The organism is Streptomyces sp. NPDC005820, assembly GCF_040630255.1.
In the GTDB taxonomy this organism is placed as follows: Bacteria; Actinomycetota; Actinomycetes; order Streptomycetales; family Streptomycetaceae; genus Streptomyces.
The window spans coordinates 55,977-72,775 of the sequence record NZ_JBEXXE010000004.1; the positions used below are offsets into that span (position 1 = coordinate 55,977).

The following is a 16,799-nucleotide window of genomic DNA, read 5'->3' on the forward strand; positions in this document are numbered from 1 at the left end:
GGGGAGTCCGAGGCGTGGGGCGACCGTCGTGCGACGCCGGTACGGGACGGGGAGCCGACGCCGTGGGCCAGCCGTCCGTCGACGTCGGCGACGGGCGAGCGGCAGGAGCCGTAGCGCGGCCCTCGGTCGGAGCCGGGGTCGGGCGGGGAGTCGGAGGGGTGGGGTGGCTGGCCGGCGCGGCCGGGGGCGGGTGGGGGGTCGGAAGGGTGGACGGTTGGTCAGGCATGACGGGCTCCGGGGAGGCGGGAGTCGGGGACCGGGCGGCCCGAGCGCCAGAGGCGGCCGCCGCAGACGCCGTCGAACCAGTTCTCGGCGGGCGCCACCGTCTCCTCGCAGGCGCGCCGTACGGGACACAGCGCGCAGGCCCGCAGCGCCGGGGCGGCCTCCTTCGGCTTCTTCGAGAAGACGACCCGGGGCGGCAGCCCGGCGCAGGCGGCCGCGGACTGCCAGCCGGCCGGACGCGAGGGGCGCGAGGGGCGCGAGGGGCGCGGCTGATCCGGTGGTGGACAGGAGCCGGTGACGGGCATGGACATGGGACCCCCTGTCGGTTCGTGAACGAGCCGTACGAAGTGAACGCCCCCAGAGTCACAGATTGCGCGCGCGCTCGCAATGATTTACGTGCGCCCCACCTTCACCCGAACCTCCACCAACTGCACAAAGTTTCCCCACTCCTTGCGCGAGAGCACGTAATTCCTTGCGCGCAAGCAAGCTAAACTCATGCCACCCCCGAAGGAAGCGAGCAGACATGACCACCCAGGACCTGAACGCGTTCGCCGCGTGGGTCGAAGACCTCATGCGCGAACGCGGCTACGACATCGACAGCCCACGCGGCGGTGGAAAGTCACGCATCGCGGACGAGGCCGGCGTGCACCGCGCGGCCGTCACCCGCCTGCTGCAGCGCCAGAGCATGCCGGACCTCGAGACCACCCGCCGCCTCGCACGGGTGCTCGGCGTCCCGGTCCGCGACATGCTCATCCGCTCCGGCCGCCTCACCGCCGAGGAACTCGCCGACCCGCACGGACGCCTGCCCACACCGGAGCCCGGCACGGACCTCGGCCGCAGGCCCACCCTGGAGGAGGTCGCCGACCTGCTCGGCGTACCGGCCGAACGGCGGGAGATGTTCGTGCGGGTGGTGGAGCAGTTCCTGCCGAACGAGCCGGACCGCGCGGACAAGTCCGGCCGCGTCCTGGCGGGCGCCGGCACGGGAACCGGCACGACGGCACCCCCCGGCACGGACTGAACCCGCCTCACCCTCCCGGGCACCCGTGGGCCGACGGGTGCGCGCCCGCACGCAAGCATCGCGCACCACCCCGCACACAAGCACCGCCACCCCCGGTGCCGATTCTTTCGCCATTTTAGTTGCGTGCGCGCACGATCGCATGTCACAGTTGCTGCAGCGGCGGAGCTCTGCTCTCCTCCCCGCCCCCTCTCTGCGCTTCCCTTCCGCTTCCGGCGAGGTGACCCGGCATGACCACACCCACTCCACCGAGCGCCTTCCCCGACGTCGAGGCCCTGGTCGTCGACATCCTGGAGGCCGACCCGGCGCTCTCCACGGCGCTGGTGACCGTCCAGCCGCCGGAGGACTTCGACGGCACGGCCGCCGCCGTACTCGTCAACCGCCGCGGCGGCGCCTGGGTCGGCGAGCGCCACGTCGACCAGCCGCTGATCGAACTGGAGGTGTACGGCCCCACCAAGCAGGCCGCGCACGTCCTGGCCAACTCGGCCCGCCGCGCGCTGATGGCCGCGGCCGGCAACCGCTACGGCACGAACCAGATCACCGAGGTGGAGGAACAGGACGGCCCCCGCTGGCTGCCCGACTACCTCTACCGCGCGGCCAACCGCTACGTGACCGTGCTCACGGTGTACCTGGACGTCTACTGAGCGTCCGCACCCCCCACCCCCACCCCCACTCCACCCCCACTCCACCCCCAACCCCACAGACCGAAGGCCCCGCGTTCGCCTCCCCGAACGAGGGGCCTTCGCCGTACCCGGAACAGCCGGGCACGGCACCCCCACCCCTTATCCCTCTGTGAAGGAGCCCAACTCATGGCAGGCACCAACTCCTCCGAGATCCGTATCGCCGGAGTCGGCCGGCTCTATGTCGCCGCCGCCGACACCAAGGTCCCGACGACCTTCTCCACCGACCCGTCCACCGACTGGGCCACCGGCTGGAAGAACCTCGGCTTCACCAACGGCGAGGGCGTCACCTTCAGCAAGAAGGACAAGCTGGAGCCGGTCGACGTGTGGCAGGCCGTCAGCCCGGTGCACTTCGTCTACTCGGACCGCGACCTGACCCTGAAGTTCTCGCTGCTGCAGTTCAACGAGGACACGCTGCCGTTCTTCATGGGCGGCGGCCAGGTCGACGCCGTGACCGGCTCGACGGGCGTCTACAAGTACGACATCGCCGACCGGCCGTACGCCGATGTCCGCGCCCTCGGCCTGGAGTTCACCGATGTCCGCGCGAGCGACGGCACCGCCGTGACGTACCGCTTCGGCATCCCGCGCGGCCAGGTCACGGCGGCGGACGACATCAAGCTGGCCCGCAAGTCGCCGGCCCAGCTCGGCATCACCTTCACCGCGATGGCGGCGACCGACGGTTCGGCGCTGGCGAGCTTCGTGATGAAGGACGTGGCGTACGCCGCGTCCTGACCGACCGGGTGGGGTGAGCACACCGCCCACCCCACCCCTCACGCCCCTCCCTCTCCCGTACGGACGTACGGAATCACTCAAGGAGCGCCCCTCACCATGGCCCGTTTCGACGTCAACGCCGCCCGCGCCCAGCGCCTCGAAGCCCTCGGCCGTACCTGGTCGTTCGAACTCGACGGCGAGAGCTTCACCCTGCCCACGGAGCTGACCCGCGCCACCGCGAAGGCGCTGCGGGAGCTCGACGACAACGATGTGGACGGGCTGCTCGGACTGCTGATGGGTGAGCAGCAGTTCGCCCGTTTCGAGCGGCACGAGGTGACCATGCAGGACATCGCCGCCGTGCTGGAGGCCTACGGCAAGGAGACCGGGCTCGGCCTGGGGGAAGGCTGAGCCTCGTCGGGTTCGTGGACGAACACGCCGAGGCCCTCGAAGCGGATCTGCTCCGCTACTACGGCGTCGATCTGCTCGACTGGCACCGCGACCGCCTCTCCGCGCGGCGGCTCGCGGTGCTCGTCGCGCATCTCCCGCGGGACAGCGCCCTCAACCGCGAACTGCACGGCGATGCCGCCGACTGGTCGGTGACGGACCATCTGCTGGCCGCGGCCGTGGACCATCTGGCGGCGGCGAACTGGATGTTCGCGTCGGTCAACTCGGACGAGGGCGACCAGCCGGACCCACCGACACCGGTCCCGCGACCGGGCGACGCACCGGACGCGGACGCGCCCCCCACCCCGGCCCAACTGACCCGCTTCTTCGACTGACGGCGGTCACCCGGACTACGGCGACACCGGCGACTACGGCGACTCCGAGTCCCGCCCATCCCCCCGGCGGCCCCGCCCCCGCCCCCGCCCCTCCAACTCATCAGCGAGCGCACGGGCCTTGTCCGAAAGCCGGGTCCGTTCCTCGGACGCCGGCGGCTCCGACTGCGCCCGCTCCCCCGCCTCCCCCACCTCCCCCGCTTCCCCAACCTCCTCCGCCTCCTCCGTACGACGCTCCTTGGAGCGGGGCAGCGGAGGCACGCTGGGCCGCCCGTTGCGCCGTACCACCGCCCGACGGACCGACCGGGCGGACCGCTTCTCCTGCGCGGGTACGGCGGCCGACGGGGGCTCGGCGGCACCCGCCCCGGCCGCACCCCCCACCACCGCCCCCGAACTCTTCGTCGGCACGGGCGGGGACACGGACGGGGACACGGGCGGGGACACGGACGAGGGCCCAGGCGTCGGCACCGGCACCGGCACCGGCATGGGCCCCCCGTCCGCCACCGACCGCTCCCGCTCCCCCCGCTCCTCCGCCCGGGTCACCTCGGTGGGCGGTCGCAGGAGTTCGACGTACGGCAGGGCGATGACCTCGCCGCCGGCGTCGTCGTCCTCCGTCGGCCGGGCCCGGCGCGGGCGGCGGCCGGTGCGGGCGTCCTCCTGGCCCTGGAGGTAGGCGACGGTGATGCGTTCCTCGTACGCGCGGCGGATCGCGGGAAGCTGCTCGGCGACCATGTCGGCCCAGCCGGCGCTGTAGGCGGCCAGCTCGCGGCGGTCCAGCTCGCCGCGGGGCAGGGTGACCAGGTCCTCCGGGTCGTACCCGAGACGAAGGACGAGCTCGGAGACCCGGGCGATGAGATGCGGCAGATCGGGGGACGGTTCGAGCCAGTCGACCACCTGGTCGTCCCGCCCGTCCCCCGCGTCGCCCTCGTCCCCGTCCACCCCGTCGGCCTTGATCTCGCCTCCTGCCCGTCCGCGCTCGGCGAACCCTCAACTCGCTTACAGGGCCCTGTAGTTCACGCTTCCCTTTTTCACGGACGGACGAACGGCCGGATCCTACTCCACGAACCTTGGCCTCTCACGGAGCGTTCACGTCAAACACGGAACGACACCACACGAGGACTCGTACACTAGTTCGAAAAGATGCTCCGGCACCCTCAGGAGCGTCCTCGCATCACAGCCCAGCGGACAGACCGGAAAGCAGGCACCCGACATGGCGACTGGCACGAGCGACTCCCCCAAGCAGCCGATCGACACCTACACCCGCCTCGCCCACCTCCTGCACACCCCACCCGCGGACCGCGAGGCCCTGTTGAACCGGGTGTACGAGGAACTGCTCACCCGCGAGTCCCGCGCCTACGCGGCAGGCTGGTCGGACGCCCTGACCGAGGCCCGCCGGGTGACCCACCACGGACGGCCATAGGGCGTCGCACACAATTCGGCGGCCGGCACACGCGCCCCTCGTCCGTACATTCACGCGTTCCCGCATGCCGGAAGCCTCTTGTGGAGACACTGCCGTTGACAGGCACGGTCGGCGGGTCACGGCGGCGAGGGAGATGAGGCACAGTGACCGGCGCGAGCAGGCACAGTATGGCGCGGACGGCGATCCTGTGGGGGGCGGGTCTCCTGCTCGCGGTGGCGGGCACGGGGCTGTTCCTCGCCATCCGCAGCAACAGTGCGGAGCTGGCGGGCCTGGAGGATGCCGGCAGGAAGTTCCTCACGGCACTCGGCTCGGGTGACGGCCGTGACGCCTGCGCTCTGATGACCCGAACCGCACGGTCCGAATTCGCCGCAGCTCAGCACCGGAACACCTGCCCCGAGGCCGTGCAGGCGCTGGTCGGCCCGCTGAGCGCCACGGAACGACGCGAGTTGGCGGACTCCTACGACTCGCGATTCTTCGCGAAGGACGGCCTCGGCCATGTGAATGTCCGCCACAACGCTCTCCAGATCAGCGGACTCCTGCTCTCCAAGGCCGATGGCACCTGGCTGGTGACGGACTGGCGGTAGCCGATCGAGTTCCGCGCCGCGCGACCATCGCCGCCCGGCCATCACAGACCATTTGAACGCAAGGGGCCGTCAGCCTGCTGACGGCCCCTTCGTCATGCATCGCGGCCCCCGAGCATTGGACACTTCATGAGCCCTCCCCCGGAAGACCCGACGTCGAACCTTGACCGGCAGATCTCCGAGATCATCAATGCGGCGAAGGAGCAGGTGGAAGCAGCATTCGGGGAATTCACCTCAGCCGTCGGCAAGACCTGGGGAAAGGCGGGCGAGCTGCTCGACACCCCTGCCGTCGCCCTGGGAGCCGATCCCAGCCTCGGCCCGGTCAACGCATCGAGCCAGTCCCTCTACTGGAGCCAGCAGTTCGGAAAATTCGACGTCAGTGCCGTCACGGCGTCCTTCGACGGACTGAAGGTGGATGAATCAGGCATCTCTTTCATGGGAGCCAAGGTCTACGAATTTCCCTGGGTGTCGAAGCTGGAGAACAAGTTCGGCACGGCTTCGGCCAGCGCCAAGGAGCTCAAGGCCCTGGAGGAACGGGTCGCTTCGGCGGAGCAGACCCTCAGCGAGGACTCCCTGCGCACGGCCGCGACCCGGAACCGCGAGATCTACGGCTACAAGGAGGAATCCGAGCGGTCGCTCAGAAGGATCAAAGAGATCCATCGCGACGCCCGCGCATTCGCCGGTGACGTCGAACACCGGACCAATGCGGCCAAGGACGAACTGCTCCGCGTGGTCCAGGTGATCAACGAGGCCATCGGCAGTTCCTGAGACGAACCGTCCATCACCCTGAAGACGAGGGCAGGCCATGTCTCTTGTACGTTCTCTGAACAAGGCGTCCACAGCGCTGCAGAGTTTCAAGACCCAAGCCTCCGGCGCCGGCACGGCGGCCAGGGAACTGGGCAACGGGACAAAGGTGGGAGAAGGTCAACTCAAGCAGCTCAAGACCTCCGCCCAGGGCTCCGAGAAAGAGCTGAGGAATCTCAAATCGACCTCGGACCAAGCCGAGAAGTCCATCTCGAAAGCCGGGAAGACCGGTTCCTCGGCCGGTAAGAGTCTCGGTAAGTACGAAGCCGGGGCGAGCAAGGCCGCCAAGGGGCAGGACAAGATGAACAAGTCGATGAAGGGGAACCTCTTCGGCATGCTCATGAGCCTGCTGCAGCCGCTCATCGAGAAGGTCGTCGACATGGCGTCCCGGTCCAAGACCATGCAGAAGGTGCTCCAGACCGCCTTCACCGTCATCAAGTCCGTGATCGGCACCGTCATGAAGGCCATCGGGCCGATCATGAAGAACGCCGCCAAGCTGATCAAGACCGTCTGGGACGGAATCAAGACCGCGGTCTCGAAGGTCGTCAAGGCGATCGCCACCGTCATCCAGACCTACGTCGGCATCTGGAAGAAGGTCATCACCACCGCGCTCAACGCGATCAAGTCGGTCGTGTCGGGCGTCTGGAAGGGGATCAAGAACGTCGTCTCCCCGGTCGTCAACTGGGTCAAGTCCGCGATCCCCCAGGCCTTCCAGGCCGTCAAGGACAAGCTGTCCAGCATCTGGGGCGGCCTCAAGGGCATCGCCGGCCGCGCCTTCGACGGCATCAAGAACGCGGTCAAGGGTCCGATCAACGCCGTCATCGGCATCATCAACCGCGCCATCGGCGCCCTCAACGGCATCCGGGTCTCCATCCCCGGCTGGGTCCCCCTGGTCGGCGGCAAGTCCTTCGGGGTCAGCCTGCCGAGGATCCCCACGCTGGCCGCCGGCGGTGTCGTCCTGCCCCGCTCCGGCGGCGTCCCGGCGATCCTCGCCGAGGCCGGTGAGGCGGAGGCCGTCCTGCCGCTCAGCAAGCTCGACCGGCTGCTCCGGCGCGCCGCCGCCCAGGGCAGGACGTACACCGGCACGAACGGCCCGGCCGGCGGCGCGCTGCACATCGAGCACTACTACGCCGCCGAGACCAGCACCCCGCAGCGCACCGCCGACGCGCTGATGTTCCTGGCGAAGGCCCGCGGATGAGCACCCCCGCGGCAGCGAACCCGCTCGCCGGGGCCGCCCCGGCGCTGACCGCGTTCCGGTCCCGTGTCGAGCAGGGCAGCACCACGCTGCGCTCCCTCACCGACCGGATCAAGGCCGCCGCCGGCGGCGCCGACCGCATGGGCACGGCCGCCGCGCGGGGCTCCACCGCCGTGAGCCGCGCCAGGGCGGGCACCGACGCCGCCGCGCGCGCCGTCACCCGGACCGGGCGGACCGCCGTCACCGCCGCGTCCGGGATCAAGGAGGCCGCCTCCGGCGGCAGGGCGGCCGGCCGCACCCTGGGCCGGCTCGGCTCCGCCCTCGGCGGCGTCTTCGCGATCGTCGGCGCGCTGATCGGGGCCTCCGGGGTCCTCGGCGACCTCATGGGCACCTTCGGCACCCTCATGACCATCGGCTCCGGCGTCCTGCTCGTCATCAACGCCCTCACCCGCGCCAACCCCATCGGCTTCGTCACCGGCCTGCTGCTCCCGGTCGCCGGCTGGCTGCTGGATCTCGCGCTGAACTCCGAGACCGGGCAGCGGCTGATGGAGCAGCTCGCCACGCTGGTGCTGAAGTACGTCGAGGGGTATCTGGCCGTCCTGGCGCCGGTGCTGAAGGCGGTCGGGGGCGCGGTGAACACGTACGTCACCGGCTACCTCGGTCTGGTGACCACGGTCCTCACCGGCCTCGCCACCCTCATCGGCACCGCCTTCACCGTCGTCAACGCGCTGGCGAGCGGGGACACCAGGGCGATCGGCGGCCGGGTGTCGGCGCTCTGGCGGGGCGTCAAGGACGCCGTCAGGCCGGTGCTGGACTGGATCGGCAAGGACGTCCCCGGCATGTTCACCCGCGTCAAGGACGCCACCTCCCGCACCCTCGACGCGCTCGGGCGGTTCGTCACCACCGGCGCGCAGACCGTCGCCGGGGTGGTGAAGGGGCCGGTCCAGGGGCTCATCGCCTTCGCCAACCGGATCATCGACGGGCTCAACAGCCTCAGCTTCAGCATCCTCGGCAAGAAGTTCGGCGTGCACCTGACCAAGATCCCGATGCTCGGCGAGGGCGGGGTCGCCGTCCCCGGCGCCGTGCGCGCGGGCGGCCGGGTGCTGCCGCTCACGGCCCTGGACCGGCAGCGGTCCCTGTCCCGCCGGCACCCCGCGCCCCCGTCCTCCGCCCCCGCCCCCGCCCGGCACCACGTCGAGGAGTTCCACGAGAGTGCCGGCGCCGGGGCCCACGGCACCGCGGAGGACCTGCTGTTCCTGGCCGGCGCACACACCTGCGCCTGACAGGCCGGACCACCCCACCCGCACCCGACAAGAGCGAGGTGACGGCCCCCCATGGCCGAGAACACGACCACCGCATACACCGACGACGTGCCACCCGGCTCCCTCATCACCCGCGACGGGCAGCTGCAGTGGGCCGGACTGCTGCTGGGCCCCGGGACGCCGTACGAGATCGACCGGGGCGGGCTCAGCGGCTGGGAGGACCTGCCGGAGTACGACGCCTCCGACGCCGACCACCCCACCGCGCACGGCGCCTGGCCCGGCGCGCGCTACGCCAGGCCCCGCAGGATCGGCGGCACGGTGTGGACCGTACCGCCGCAGGACGACAGCGTCTCCTCACTCGCCGTGACCCGCGCCCTGCGCCAGGCCCTGCTGCTCGGCGACGAGGAACGCTGGCTCGCCGTCCGGCTGCACGGCGAGACCCTCGCCGTCCGGGCCCGGGTCAGCCAGCGGGTGCTGGCCGCCGACCGGACGTACACCACCCAGGGCGTCTCCCGGGCGTCCGTGCAGTGGTACGCCACCGACCCGCGCCGCTACGCCGTCGCCGAGCAGACCGCGGTCACCGGCGCCCCGCAGCCGGAGAGCGGCCTGACCTGGCCGCTGACCTGGCCGCTGTACTGGGGCCAGGCCGCCTCCACCGGCGACGTCAACGCCGACAACGACGGCTCCGCGCCCACCCACCCCGTGCTCGTGTTCACCGGCCCCTGCACCAACCCGACCGTCACCGACCGCTCCTCCGCGCTGCGGCTGCGCTACGAGATCGGCCTCGCCGCCGGCGACGAGCTGGTCGTCGACACCGCCGCCGGCACGGTCACCCTCAACGGCACCGCATCCCGCCGGCACACCGCGGCCGCCGACAGCAGCCCCGAGGAGCTCTTCGCCTTCGCCCCCGGCCGCGCCCAGCTGGCCTTCCGTCCCGACACCTACGCCACCGGCGCCCAGCTGACGGTCCGCTGGCGCACCGCGGAGTGGTGACCCCGACACCCCGGCACCCCGACACCCCCGGCACCCCCGACACCCCCGCCCCCTCACGTCCGCAGGCCCCAAGACCACAGGAGACCAGCAGATGAACCTGCGCAGCTCATGGGTGGCCGAGACCGGCCAGACCCGCGAGGACACCCGGCTCACCCAACTCGGCGCCACCACCCCGGCCAACCCGCTGGACGTCCGCTCCGGCATCCTGCCCGGCTCCTACGACGGCCAGTACCGGCTGTCGGGCTTCTGGCTGGAGGGCGGCGCCGGCACGATGGCCGCCACCCTCCACGAGGGCCGGGCCGTCGTCCAGGGCGGCAGCACCCAGGGCGCCTACCCGGTCACCCTGCCCGAACCGCTGCCCCTCACCTTCGCCGACGGCGACGCCCAGTACGCCCGGATCGACGTCGTCGTCCTGCGGATCTACGACAACATGTACGACGACTCCGGCTTCACCAAGGCCGCCGTGGAGATCGTCAAGGGCACCCCGGCCGCCACCCCGGCGCTGCCCACCCTGCCGGGCGTCACCCTGCCGCTCTACCAGGTCCGGGTCCGCGCCGGGATCAGCGCGGGCAACGGCGGCGTCAACTGGAACTCCGACGTCACCGACCTGCGCACCCCCACCGTCGCGGTCGGCGGCATCCTGCCCGTCGTGGGCGAGACCGGCAACGGCGCCTACCCGGGCCAGTACCGCGACTCCGGCGGCGCCCTCCAGCGCTGGGACGGCTCGGCCTGGGTGCCGTACCCGCTCGCGCTGGGTGGCATCGCACCGGCCGGGTCGGTCACCGCGGCGAGCTACACCGGCCAGTACCGGGACGGCGCGGACGGCCTCCTCCAGCGCTGGGACGGCTCGGCCTGGGTGTCGTACCAGCGGGTCCCCTCCTGGACGAACTACACGCCGGTCTGGTACTCGTCCACCGGCACCGCGCCCGTGGTCGGCAACGGCAGCCTCAACGGCCGCTACGTCAAGCTCGGCAACCTCGTCCACGTCCGGCTGCGGCTGGCGATCGGCTCGACGACCAACCTCGCCGCGCTGGACACGGCCGGCGCCTGGTCCTTCTCGCTGCCGTTCCTCCCGGCGACGGGCTGGATGACCGACATCCTGCTGAACGTCGTGGGCTTCAGCAGCAACGGCTTCAAGTTCTTCCAGGGCGCCGCCCAGGTGTCGGCGGCGAACGGCGGCGTGGTGAACCGGTTCACCGTCACCTCCGGCGCGGCCGCCGCGAGCTGGACCAAGGCCGTCCCCTACACCTGGCAGGCCACCGACGTCCTGTCGATCTGGGGCGACTACGAGTCCGCCGCCTGAGCCCACCCTCGACGAAGGAGTCGACCATGCCGATCCGTTCCGGATGGCTCTCCCCCGACGGACAGACCCGCGAGGACACCCGGCTCGTCTCGCTCGGCGCCCTCACCCCCACCTCCCCGGTCGCCGCCCGCTCCGGCATCCTGCCGGGCTCCACCGGCGGCCTCTACCGGGTCTCCGGCTTCACCGTCACCGGCACCACCGGCACCATGACCGCGAGCGTCAGCCCCGGCCGTGCCGTGATCCAGAGCACCGACGCCCGGGGCGCCTACCCGGTCGCGCTCACCGAGTACCTGCCGCTCACCTTCGCGGACGGCGACGCCCAGTACGGCCGGATCGACCTGGTCGTCCTGCGGGTCTACGACAACGTGTACGACGGCTCCGGCCGCACCGAGGCCGCCGTCGAGATCGTCCGGGGCACCCCGGCCGCCTCCCCGGTGCCGCCGGCCACGCCCGACGTCGCCCTGGCCCTGTACACGGTCGCCGTCGACGCGGGCGTCAGCGCCGGCAAGGGCGGGATCGCCTGGGACTCCGCGCGCGCCGACCTGCGCCCGACCACCGTCGCGGTCGGCGGCATCCTGCCCACCCGCACCGACGACACCGCCCCCGGCGGCCACCCCGGCCACTACCGGGACATCGGCGAGACCCTCCAGCGCTGGAGCTCCACGGCCTGGGTGCCGTACCCGAAGGGCGTGGGCGGGATCGTCCCGGCCGGGGTGCTGACCACGGGCGGCTATGTGGGGCAGTACCGCGACACCACCACCCTCGGCCAGCTCCAGCGGTGGAACGGCAGCGCCTGGCTGCCCGCCGTGCCGGGGCCGGTGTTCGCGTCCTCGCTGGACGCCGGGTACACCGCCTCGACGACGTACACCGCCACGCTGGTCGACACGGCCGTCTCCGCGCTCGCGCTCACCTTCACCGCACCCCCCTCCGGTGGGGTCGTCATCAGCCTCGGCGCACGGATCTCCACCTCGGGCAGCGAGACCGTACAGGCGCATATGTCCCCGCAGGTCACGCTGGGTTCCACGGTGGTCTGGGCGGCGGACGACGAGCGCGCCGCGTCCGGCTCGGGCGCCGTGAGCAAGTCGCAGTCGACCCAGCTGCGCCTGACCTCCCTCACCGCCGGTTCGGTCTACACGGTCACCGCGATGCACCGGTCGTCCAGCGCGAGCGTCAACAGCTGGTTCGACACCCTCTGGCTCCGCGTCGACCCGCTCTTCTGACCCGGGCCGCAACCGGCCTTCCTCCGAAAGGAACCGACCATGCCGATCCGTTCCGGTTGGCTCTCCCCCGACGGACAGACCCGCGAGGACACCCGCCTCGTCTCACTCGGCGCCCTCACCCCCACCTCCCCGGTCGCCACCCGGTCCGGGGTCCTGCCGGGCTCCGCCGACGGCGCCTCCCGTCTCTCCGGCTTCACCCTGACCGGCACCACCGGCAGCATGACCGCCACCGTCGGCCCCGGCCGGGCGGTGATCCAGGGCACCGACTCCCAGGGCGCCTACCCGGTCGCGCTGACCGAGTACGTCAACCTGGTCTTCGCCGACGGCGACGCCCAGTACGGCCGGATCGACCTGGTCGTCCTGCGGATCCACGACGATCTGTACGACGGCTCGGGCCGCACCGAGGCCGTCCTGGAGGTCGTCCGGGGCACCCCCGCCGCCACCCCGGCCGTCCCGGCGGTGCCCGCGGTGTCCCTGCCGCTGTACGAGGTGGCCGTGCCCAAGGGCGCCGGCGCCGGCACCGCCGCCATCGACTGGAGCACGGCGCTCGGCGGACGCCGTACCGCCACAGTCGCGGTCGGCGGGATCCTCCCGGTGACCACGGACACCACGAACGGCTCCTATCCGGGCCAGTACCGGGACGCGGGCGGCCAGTTGCAGCGCTGGAGCGGCACCGCCTGGACCGACTACCCGGTCCTGCCGGCCTGGCAGAGCTGGACGCCGGCCTGGACCACCAGCACCGGGGCGGCCGCCCCCGCCTTCGGCAACGCCACGGTGAGCTGCCGGTATGTGAAGTTCGGTACGACCGTGCACCTGAACTTCTCGATCACCTTCGGTTCCACCACCGTCTTCGGCAGCGGCGCCACCACCAGCGACAACTGGCGGTTCAGCCTGCCGGTGGCGGCCGCCGCGACCCGCCCGTCGATCGGCTTCGCCGAACTCGCCGCCGGCGACGCCGCCAACCGCGCCACCGCCCGTGTCTACCTCTCCACCACCACGGCCTTCGAGCTGATCCTCGCCTCGGGCAGGCCCACCGCGACGGCCTTCACCGCGACCGGCGGTCTGGACTCCCTCACCCCCTGGACCTGGGCCAGTGGTCACACCGTCGTCGGCACCGCGACCTACGAGGCAGCCTCATGACGGCCCTCTCCACGCCGTACCGGGCGATCTTCTGCGACCTGCTCACCGACCGCACCATCGACATCCTCCCGCTGCGGGACGTCACCGTCGACGACTACATCGGCAAGGCCGGCTCCCTGTCGGGCACGGTCCCGGTGCCGGACCGGGCGATGGCCGCGCGGGTCCGCCGGATCGAGGAGGGGCGGACCTCGGTCTACCTCCAGCGCGGCAACGACCTGTGGTGGGGCGGCATCATCTGGACATCCACCCTGCAGAGCGACGACCGGGGCGTGCTCACCCTCGGCATCCAGGCCGCGACCTTCGACTCCTACGCCGGCCGCCGACGGATCCGCGACGACCTGAACTTCCAGGACGCGGACCAGCTGACGGTCGCCCGCAGACTGTGGGAGCACCTCCAGAGCGCCTCCGGCGGCGACATCGGCGTCGGCTACGGCTACGAGACCTCCCCGCAGACCCGCTCGGTGGCCTACCGCAACGGCGACGAGACGGTCTATCTGGAGGCCCTGGACGCGCTCGCCGCCCTGGAGAACGGCTTCGAGCACCACATCGCCGTCTACCGCGACCCGGTCAGCGGCGAGCGGATCCGGCGGCTGCGGCTGGGCAGCCCGAAGATCGCCATCGGCACCACCGACCTGGTGATGGACCGCCCCGGCTCGATCCTGTCGTACGTCTTCCCGCGCGACGCCACCCGCGGCGGCACCACCGCCCGGGCCCGCGGCGCCACGGACAACACCAGCCAGGCCGTGGAGTCCCGGCCGCTGTTCGCCGACGCCACCGTGCCCGTGGGCGAGCGGCTGATCGCGGCCGGCTATCCGCGCATCGATCTGACCTCGGACCACAACGACGTGGCCAGTGTCCCGGTGCTCCAGTCGCTGGCCAACGCCGAACTCACCGAGGGCGTCGGGGCGGTGGTGATCCCCGAGATCAGCGTCCGGCTCGACGACCTGGTGCCGCCGGCGCTGCTGGGCCGCACGGTCCGGCTGCGGATCGACGACGAGTGGTGGACCGAGGGCCTCGACGCCCGCTACCGGATCGTCGGCGTCAAGGTCAGCCCCGGGCAGCGCGGCCGTCCCGACACCGCCGAGCTCTACCTGGAGGAGGTCTGATGCCCCAGCTCCCCGAAGACATCATCGACCGGCTCACCCAGATGGAACGCCGGATCCAGCAGCTGTCCACCGCCGTCAACACCCGGCCCGCGCTCAACACCATCACCGGCGGCGAGGTGGAGATCAGTGACGGCACCCTGAAGATCAGCGACGGCGGCACCCTGCTGGTGCAGCGCCCCGGCACGACCGATCCGATGTTCCGGGTCGGCTCCTGGCAGGGCGAGGAGTACGGCCTGGAGATCCACCGCCAGACCGGCAGCAAGGCGCTGACCCTGTTCAACGGGGACGGCGGCGCCGGCTCGCTCCAGCCGCTGCGGATCTACGACAACGGCAGCCGGGAGATCATCTCCGACGACGTCAACACCGGCGGGCTGGCCCGGCCCTGGCTCGCGATGCTGCCGCCGCAGGACACCACGCAGACCCGCTGGCCGCAGAGCGCCGCCACCGCCTGGACGACGATCGCCGTCTCCTACAACCCCGTCTGGCAGCCGAAGATGCGGCTCCTGCTCAACACCCGCGTCAGCTCCGGCGGCGCGGGGCAGGTCCGGGTGCTGGTCAACGGCGTCCAGTGGGGCGACACGGTCACCGCGCCCAACGACTTCGACTACACGGGCCTGCTCAGCAGCGACTTCGGCGCGCTCTACGCCACCACGCTCAAGGTGGAGATCCAGGCCATCGCCACCACCGGCACCGTCTACGCCAACCCGGTCCTGATGCACGGCCGGCAGAGCTAGGGCCGTTTCGCAACGCTCCCGCAAGCCCCGCCCAATGCCCCGCGCCACCCCATCGGCCGGGGTTTTTTCCTGTCCCCCATGCCCGATATGCCCCGCATGGAAGCAAGCTCCCCAGGGAGGCACCACCCATGGCCAACCCTCTCTCCGCCGACGCCCTCGTCGCCGCGCTGAACGCCGAGGGCGTCACCGTCGTCGAACACGCCGGCTGGCGGACCCACAACCGCAACCACAAGGGCAGCTGGGGCCCGGTCAACGGCGTGATCATCCATCACACCGTCACCTCCGGCACCACCGGCTCCGTCGAGATGTGTTTCAACGGCTACACGGCCCTGCCCGGCCCCCTCTGCCACGGCGTGATAGCCAAGGACGGCACGGTCCACCTCGTCGGCAACGGCCGCGCCAACCACGCCGGCAGCGGCGACGGAGACGTCCTCAAGGCCGTCGCCGCCGAACGGGCCACCCTGCCCGCACCCCACCGCGACGACACCGACGGCAACGTCCACTTCTACGGCTTCGAGTGCGTCAACCTCGGCGACGGCCGGGATCCCTGGCCCGAGGTCCAGCTGGCGGCCATGGTCCGGGCGGCCGCCGCGCTGTGCCGGGCGCACGGCTGGAGCGAGCGCTCGGTGATCGGGCACAAGGAGTGGACCGCCACCAAGGTCGACCCGCGCGGCTTCTCGATGGCGGACTTCCGCTCCCGGGTCGCCGCCCGGCTCGGCCACCCGGTCCCGGCCGGCTCGGCCACCCCGGCCCACCAGCCCTTCCCCGGCGCCGACTGGTTCAAGAGGAAGCCGAGGTCGGCGATCGTCACCGCGATGGGCAGGCGCCTGGTCGCCGTCGGCTGCTCCGCCTACACGAGCGGCCCCGGGCCGCAGTGGACCGAGGCCGACCGGGCCTCGTACGCCACGTGGCAGCGCAAGCTCGGCTACACCGGCTCCGCCGCCGACGGCTGGCCGGGCCCCACGTCCTGGGCCGCGCTCGAAGTTCCCCACGTCTGAGAGCGAGGCCGGCATGTCAGAGGCCGCCAAGCGGACCCTCCGCACCGTTCTGCAAACCGCTGTCGGCCTGTGCGTCCTGCTGCCGGCGGTCGTCGGCGCCGCCGGCCTCCCGGACACCCTGCCCTGGGTGGCGGGCGCGCTGGCCGTCGCCGCCGGCGTCACCAGGGTCATGGCCCTGCCCGCCGTACAGAGCCTGCTGCCGGGGTGGCTGCGCACGGACACCCCGCCGAACGACGACGCCGCGCTGCTGTCCCTCGTACAGCGGGACCCGGAAACACGGGCCCCGGAAACACGGGACGCAGAAGGGAGGGATGTGTGAACGAACCCCGTCCGCTCTCCGACGCCACCTCCGTCGCCGTGGAGCTCGAGCGGCTGCGCGGCACGGTGGAGGCCGGGTTCGCCCGGGTCGACGGCTCGCTCGCCCTGCTCGTCCAGCGCAGCGACCAGACCGACCGGCAGCTCGCCGACCACGAACAGCGCCTGGACGCCCTGGAACGCTCCCGCTGGCCGCTCGCCAGCATCGGCGCGCTGGCCGCCCTGGCCACGGTCGCCGTGACGGTCTGGGAGCTGACGGCACGCTGAGATCCCGGAAACGCCGAAGGGCGGTCACCCCGTTGCGCACGGGGTGACCGCCCTTCT

21 protein-coding genes are annotated in these 16,799 nt (G+C 71.9%); 19 read left to right on the plus strand and 2 right to left on the minus strand.

Annotated features, from left to right (window positions below; translation table 11 throughout):
- Window positions 1-218: 218 nt before the first annotated feature.
- Complete coding sequence (locus tag ABZ464_RS06070; RefSeq protein WP_359271575.1) at window positions 219-533, minus strand: WhiB family transcriptional regulator; 315 nt, start codon at window positions 531-533, stop codon at window positions 219-221.
- A 212-nt stretch (window positions 534-745) separates the two neighbouring features.
- Between ABZ464_RS06070 and ABZ464_RS06075 the strand changes: the two genes are divergently transcribed.
- The 5 genes from ABZ464_RS06075 (at window position 746) to ABZ464_RS06095 (ending at window position 3,407) form a co-directional block, all read left to right on the plus strand.
- Window positions 746-1,240 (plus strand): helix-turn-helix transcriptional regulator, encoded by a 495-nt coding sequence (locus ABZ464_RS06075; protein ID WP_359271578.1) that lies wholly within the window; start codon window positions 746-748, stop codon window positions 1,238-1,240.
- Window positions 1,241-1,467: 227 nt separating this feature from the next.
- Window positions 1,468-1,881 carry a hypothetical protein gene (locus ABZ464_RS06080; RefSeq protein WP_359271581.1) on the plus strand — a complete coding sequence of 138 codons (414 nt, stop codon included), beginning with the start codon at window positions 1,468-1,470 and terminating at the stop codon, window positions 1,879-1,881.
- 165 nt (window positions 1,882-2,046) lie between these two features.
- A complete protein-coding gene (locus tag ABZ464_RS06085; RefSeq protein WP_359271582.1) occupies window positions 2,047-2,649 on the plus strand; it encodes a phage tail protein in 603 nt (200 codons plus the stop codon).
- A gap of 96 nt (window positions 2,650-2,745) precedes the next feature.
- The gene (locus ABZ464_RS06090) at window positions 2,746-3,036 is read left to right on the plus strand and encodes a hypothetical protein (protein WP_352347357.1); all 291 of its coding nucleotides are present in this window, start codon (window positions 2,746-2,748) and stop codon (window positions 3,034-3,036) included.
- Between the two features lie 14 nt (window positions 3,037-3,050).
- Entirely contained in the window at window positions 3,051-3,407 is a 357-nt protein-coding gene (locus ABZ464_RS06095; RefSeq protein WP_359271585.1) for a hypothetical protein, read from the plus strand.
- 33 nt (window positions 3,408-3,440) lie between these two features.
- Here ABZ464_RS06095 and ABZ464_RS06100 read toward each other — a convergent pair whose 3' ends face one another.
- Window positions 3,441-4,343, minus strand: a complete 903-nt coding sequence (locus ABZ464_RS06100) for a hypothetical protein (RefSeq protein ID WP_359271588.1) — start codon at window positions 4,341-4,343, stop codon at window positions 3,441-3,443.
- A 271-nt stretch (window positions 4,344-4,614) separates the two neighbouring features.
- Here ABZ464_RS06100 and ABZ464_RS06105 point away from each other — a divergent pair, with 271 nt between their 5' ends.
- From ABZ464_RS06105 to ABZ464_RS06170, 14 genes are all read left to right on the plus strand, one after another.
- Window positions 4,615-4,824, plus strand: coding sequence for a hypothetical protein (locus ABZ464_RS06105; RefSeq protein ID WP_359271591.1), 210 nt, complete (start codon window positions 4,615-4,617; stop codon window positions 4,822-4,824).
- A gap of 167 nt (window positions 4,825-4,991) precedes the next feature.
- Entirely contained in the window at window positions 4,992-5,408 is a 417-nt protein-coding gene (locus tag ABZ464_RS06110; protein ID WP_359271594.1) for a hypothetical protein, read from the plus strand.
- Window positions 5,409-5,534: 126 nt separating this feature from the next.
- Window positions 5,535-6,173 (plus strand): hypothetical protein, encoded by a 639-nt coding sequence (locus ABZ464_RS06115; RefSeq protein WP_359271597.1) that lies wholly within the window; start codon window positions 5,535-5,537, stop codon window positions 6,171-6,173.
- Window positions 6,174-6,210: 37 nt separating this feature from the next.
- On the plus strand, window positions 6,211-7,407 hold the full coding sequence (locus ABZ464_RS06120; RefSeq protein ID WP_359271600.1) for a phage tail protein: 1,197 nt from the start codon (window positions 6,211-6,213) through the stop codon (window positions 7,405-7,407).
- The gene (locus ABZ464_RS06125) at window positions 7,404-8,687 is read left to right on the plus strand and encodes a tape-measure protein (RefSeq protein ID WP_359271602.1); all 1,284 of its coding nucleotides are present in this window, start codon (window positions 7,404-7,406) and stop codon (window positions 8,685-8,687) included. The genes ABZ464_RS06120 and ABZ464_RS06125 overlap by 4 nt, the downstream gene beginning before the upstream one ends.
- 51 nt (window positions 8,688-8,738) lie before the next feature.
- Complete coding sequence (locus ABZ464_RS06130) at window positions 8,739-9,659, plus strand: phage tail protein (protein WP_359271604.1); 921 nt, start codon at window positions 8,739-8,741, stop codon at window positions 9,657-9,659.
- 91 nt (window positions 9,660-9,750) lie between these two features.
- Complete coding sequence (locus tag ABZ464_RS06135) at window positions 9,751-10,962, plus strand: hypothetical protein (protein ID WP_359271607.1); 1,212 nt, start codon at window positions 9,751-9,753, stop codon at window positions 10,960-10,962.
- A gap of 26 nt (window positions 10,963-10,988) precedes the next feature.
- A complete protein-coding gene (locus ABZ464_RS06140; RefSeq protein WP_359271610.1) occupies window positions 10,989-12,182 on the plus strand; it encodes a hypothetical protein in 1,194 nt (397 codons plus the stop codon).
- A 39-nt stretch (window positions 12,183-12,221) separates the two neighbouring features.
- Entirely contained in the window at window positions 12,222-13,322 is a 1,101-nt protein-coding gene (locus ABZ464_RS06145; RefSeq protein ID WP_359271613.1) for a hypothetical protein, read from the plus strand.
- Window positions 13,319-14,428: a hypothetical protein gene (locus tag ABZ464_RS06150; protein ID WP_359271616.1), complete on the plus strand. Its 1,110-nt coding sequence runs from the start codon at window positions 13,319-13,321 to the stop codon at window positions 14,426-14,428. The genes ABZ464_RS06145 and ABZ464_RS06150 overlap by 4 nt, the downstream gene beginning before the upstream one ends.
- The gene (locus ABZ464_RS06155) at window positions 14,428-15,162 is read left to right on the plus strand and encodes a hypothetical protein (RefSeq protein WP_359271619.1); all 735 of its coding nucleotides are present in this window, start codon (window positions 14,428-14,430) and stop codon (window positions 15,160-15,162) included. Before ABZ464_RS06150 ends, ABZ464_RS06155 begins: the two co-directional genes overlap by 1 nt.
- A 128-nt stretch (window positions 15,163-15,290) precedes the next feature.
- Entirely contained in the window at window positions 15,291-16,160 is an 870-nt protein-coding gene (locus tag ABZ464_RS06160) for a peptidoglycan-binding protein (protein WP_359271622.1), read from the plus strand.
- Window positions 16,161-16,173: 13 nt separating this feature from the next.
- On the plus strand, window positions 16,174-16,479 hold the full coding sequence (locus ABZ464_RS06165; protein WP_359271624.1) for a hypothetical protein: 306 nt from the start codon (window positions 16,174-16,176) through the stop codon (window positions 16,477-16,479).
- Window positions 16,476-16,742 carry a hypothetical protein gene (locus ABZ464_RS06170; protein ID WP_358990484.1) on the plus strand — a complete coding sequence of 89 codons (267 nt, stop codon included), beginning with the start codon at window positions 16,476-16,478 and terminating at the stop codon, window positions 16,740-16,742. The genes ABZ464_RS06165 and ABZ464_RS06170 overlap by 4 nt, the downstream gene beginning before the upstream one ends.
- Window positions 16,743-16,799: the final 57 nt, after the last annotated feature.

Coding starts and splice junctions, on each gene's coding strand:
- ABZ464_RS06070 (WP_359271575.1), bottom strand. CDS start 533: ATGTCCATGCCCGTCACCGGCTCCTGTCCACCACCGGATCAGCCGCGC.
- ABZ464_RS06075 (WP_359271578.1), top strand. CDS start 746: ATGACCACCCAGGACCTGAACGCGTTCGCCGCGTGGGTCGAAGACCTC.
- ABZ464_RS06080 (WP_359271581.1), top strand. CDS start 1,468: ATGACCACACCCACTCCACCGAGCGCCTTCCCCGACGTCGAGGCCCTG.
- ABZ464_RS06085 (WP_359271582.1), top strand. CDS start 2,047: ATGGCAGGCACCAACTCCTCCGAGATCCGTATCGCCGGAGTCGGCCGG.
- ABZ464_RS06090 (WP_352347357.1), top strand. CDS start 2,746: ATGGCCCGTTTCGACGTCAACGCCGCCCGCGCCCAGCGCCTCGAAGCC.
- ABZ464_RS06105 (WP_359271591.1), top strand. CDS start 4,615: ATGGCGACTGGCACGAGCGACTCCCCCAAGCAGCCGATCGACACCTAC.
- ABZ464_RS06110 (WP_359271594.1), top strand. CDS start 4,992: ATGGCGCGGACGGCGATCCTGTGGGGGGCGGGTCTCCTGCTCGCGGTG.
- ABZ464_RS06115 (WP_359271597.1), top strand. CDS start 5,535: ATGAGCCCTCCCCCGGAAGACCCGACGTCGAACCTTGACCGGCAGATC.
- ABZ464_RS06120 (WP_359271600.1), top strand. CDS start 6,211: ATGTCTCTTGTACGTTCTCTGAACAAGGCGTCCACAGCGCTGCAGAGT.
- ABZ464_RS06125 (WP_359271602.1), top strand. CDS start 7,404: ATGAGCACCCCCGCGGCAGCGAACCCGCTCGCCGGGGCCGCCCCGGCG.
- ABZ464_RS06130 (WP_359271604.1), top strand. CDS start 8,739: ATGGCCGAGAACACGACCACCGCATACACCGACGACGTGCCACCCGGC.
- ABZ464_RS06135 (WP_359271607.1), top strand. CDS start 9,751: ATGAACCTGCGCAGCTCATGGGTGGCCGAGACCGGCCAGACCCGCGAG.
- ABZ464_RS06140 (WP_359271610.1), top strand. CDS start 10,989: ATGCCGATCCGTTCCGGATGGCTCTCCCCCGACGGACAGACCCGCGAG.
- ABZ464_RS06145 (WP_359271613.1), top strand. CDS start 12,222: ATGCCGATCCGTTCCGGTTGGCTCTCCCCCGACGGACAGACCCGCGAG.
- ABZ464_RS06150 (WP_359271616.1), top strand. CDS start 13,319: ATGACGGCCCTCTCCACGCCGTACCGGGCGATCTTCTGCGACCTGCTC.
- ABZ464_RS06155 (WP_359271619.1), top strand. CDS start 14,428: ATGCCCCAGCTCCCCGAAGACATCATCGACCGGCTCACCCAGATGGAA.
- ABZ464_RS06160 (WP_359271622.1), top strand. CDS start 15,291: ATGGCCAACCCTCTCTCCGCCGACGCCCTCGTCGCCGCGCTGAACGCC.
- ABZ464_RS06165 (WP_359271624.1), top strand. CDS start 16,174: ATGTCAGAGGCCGCCAAGCGGACCCTCCGCACCGTTCTGCAAACCGCT.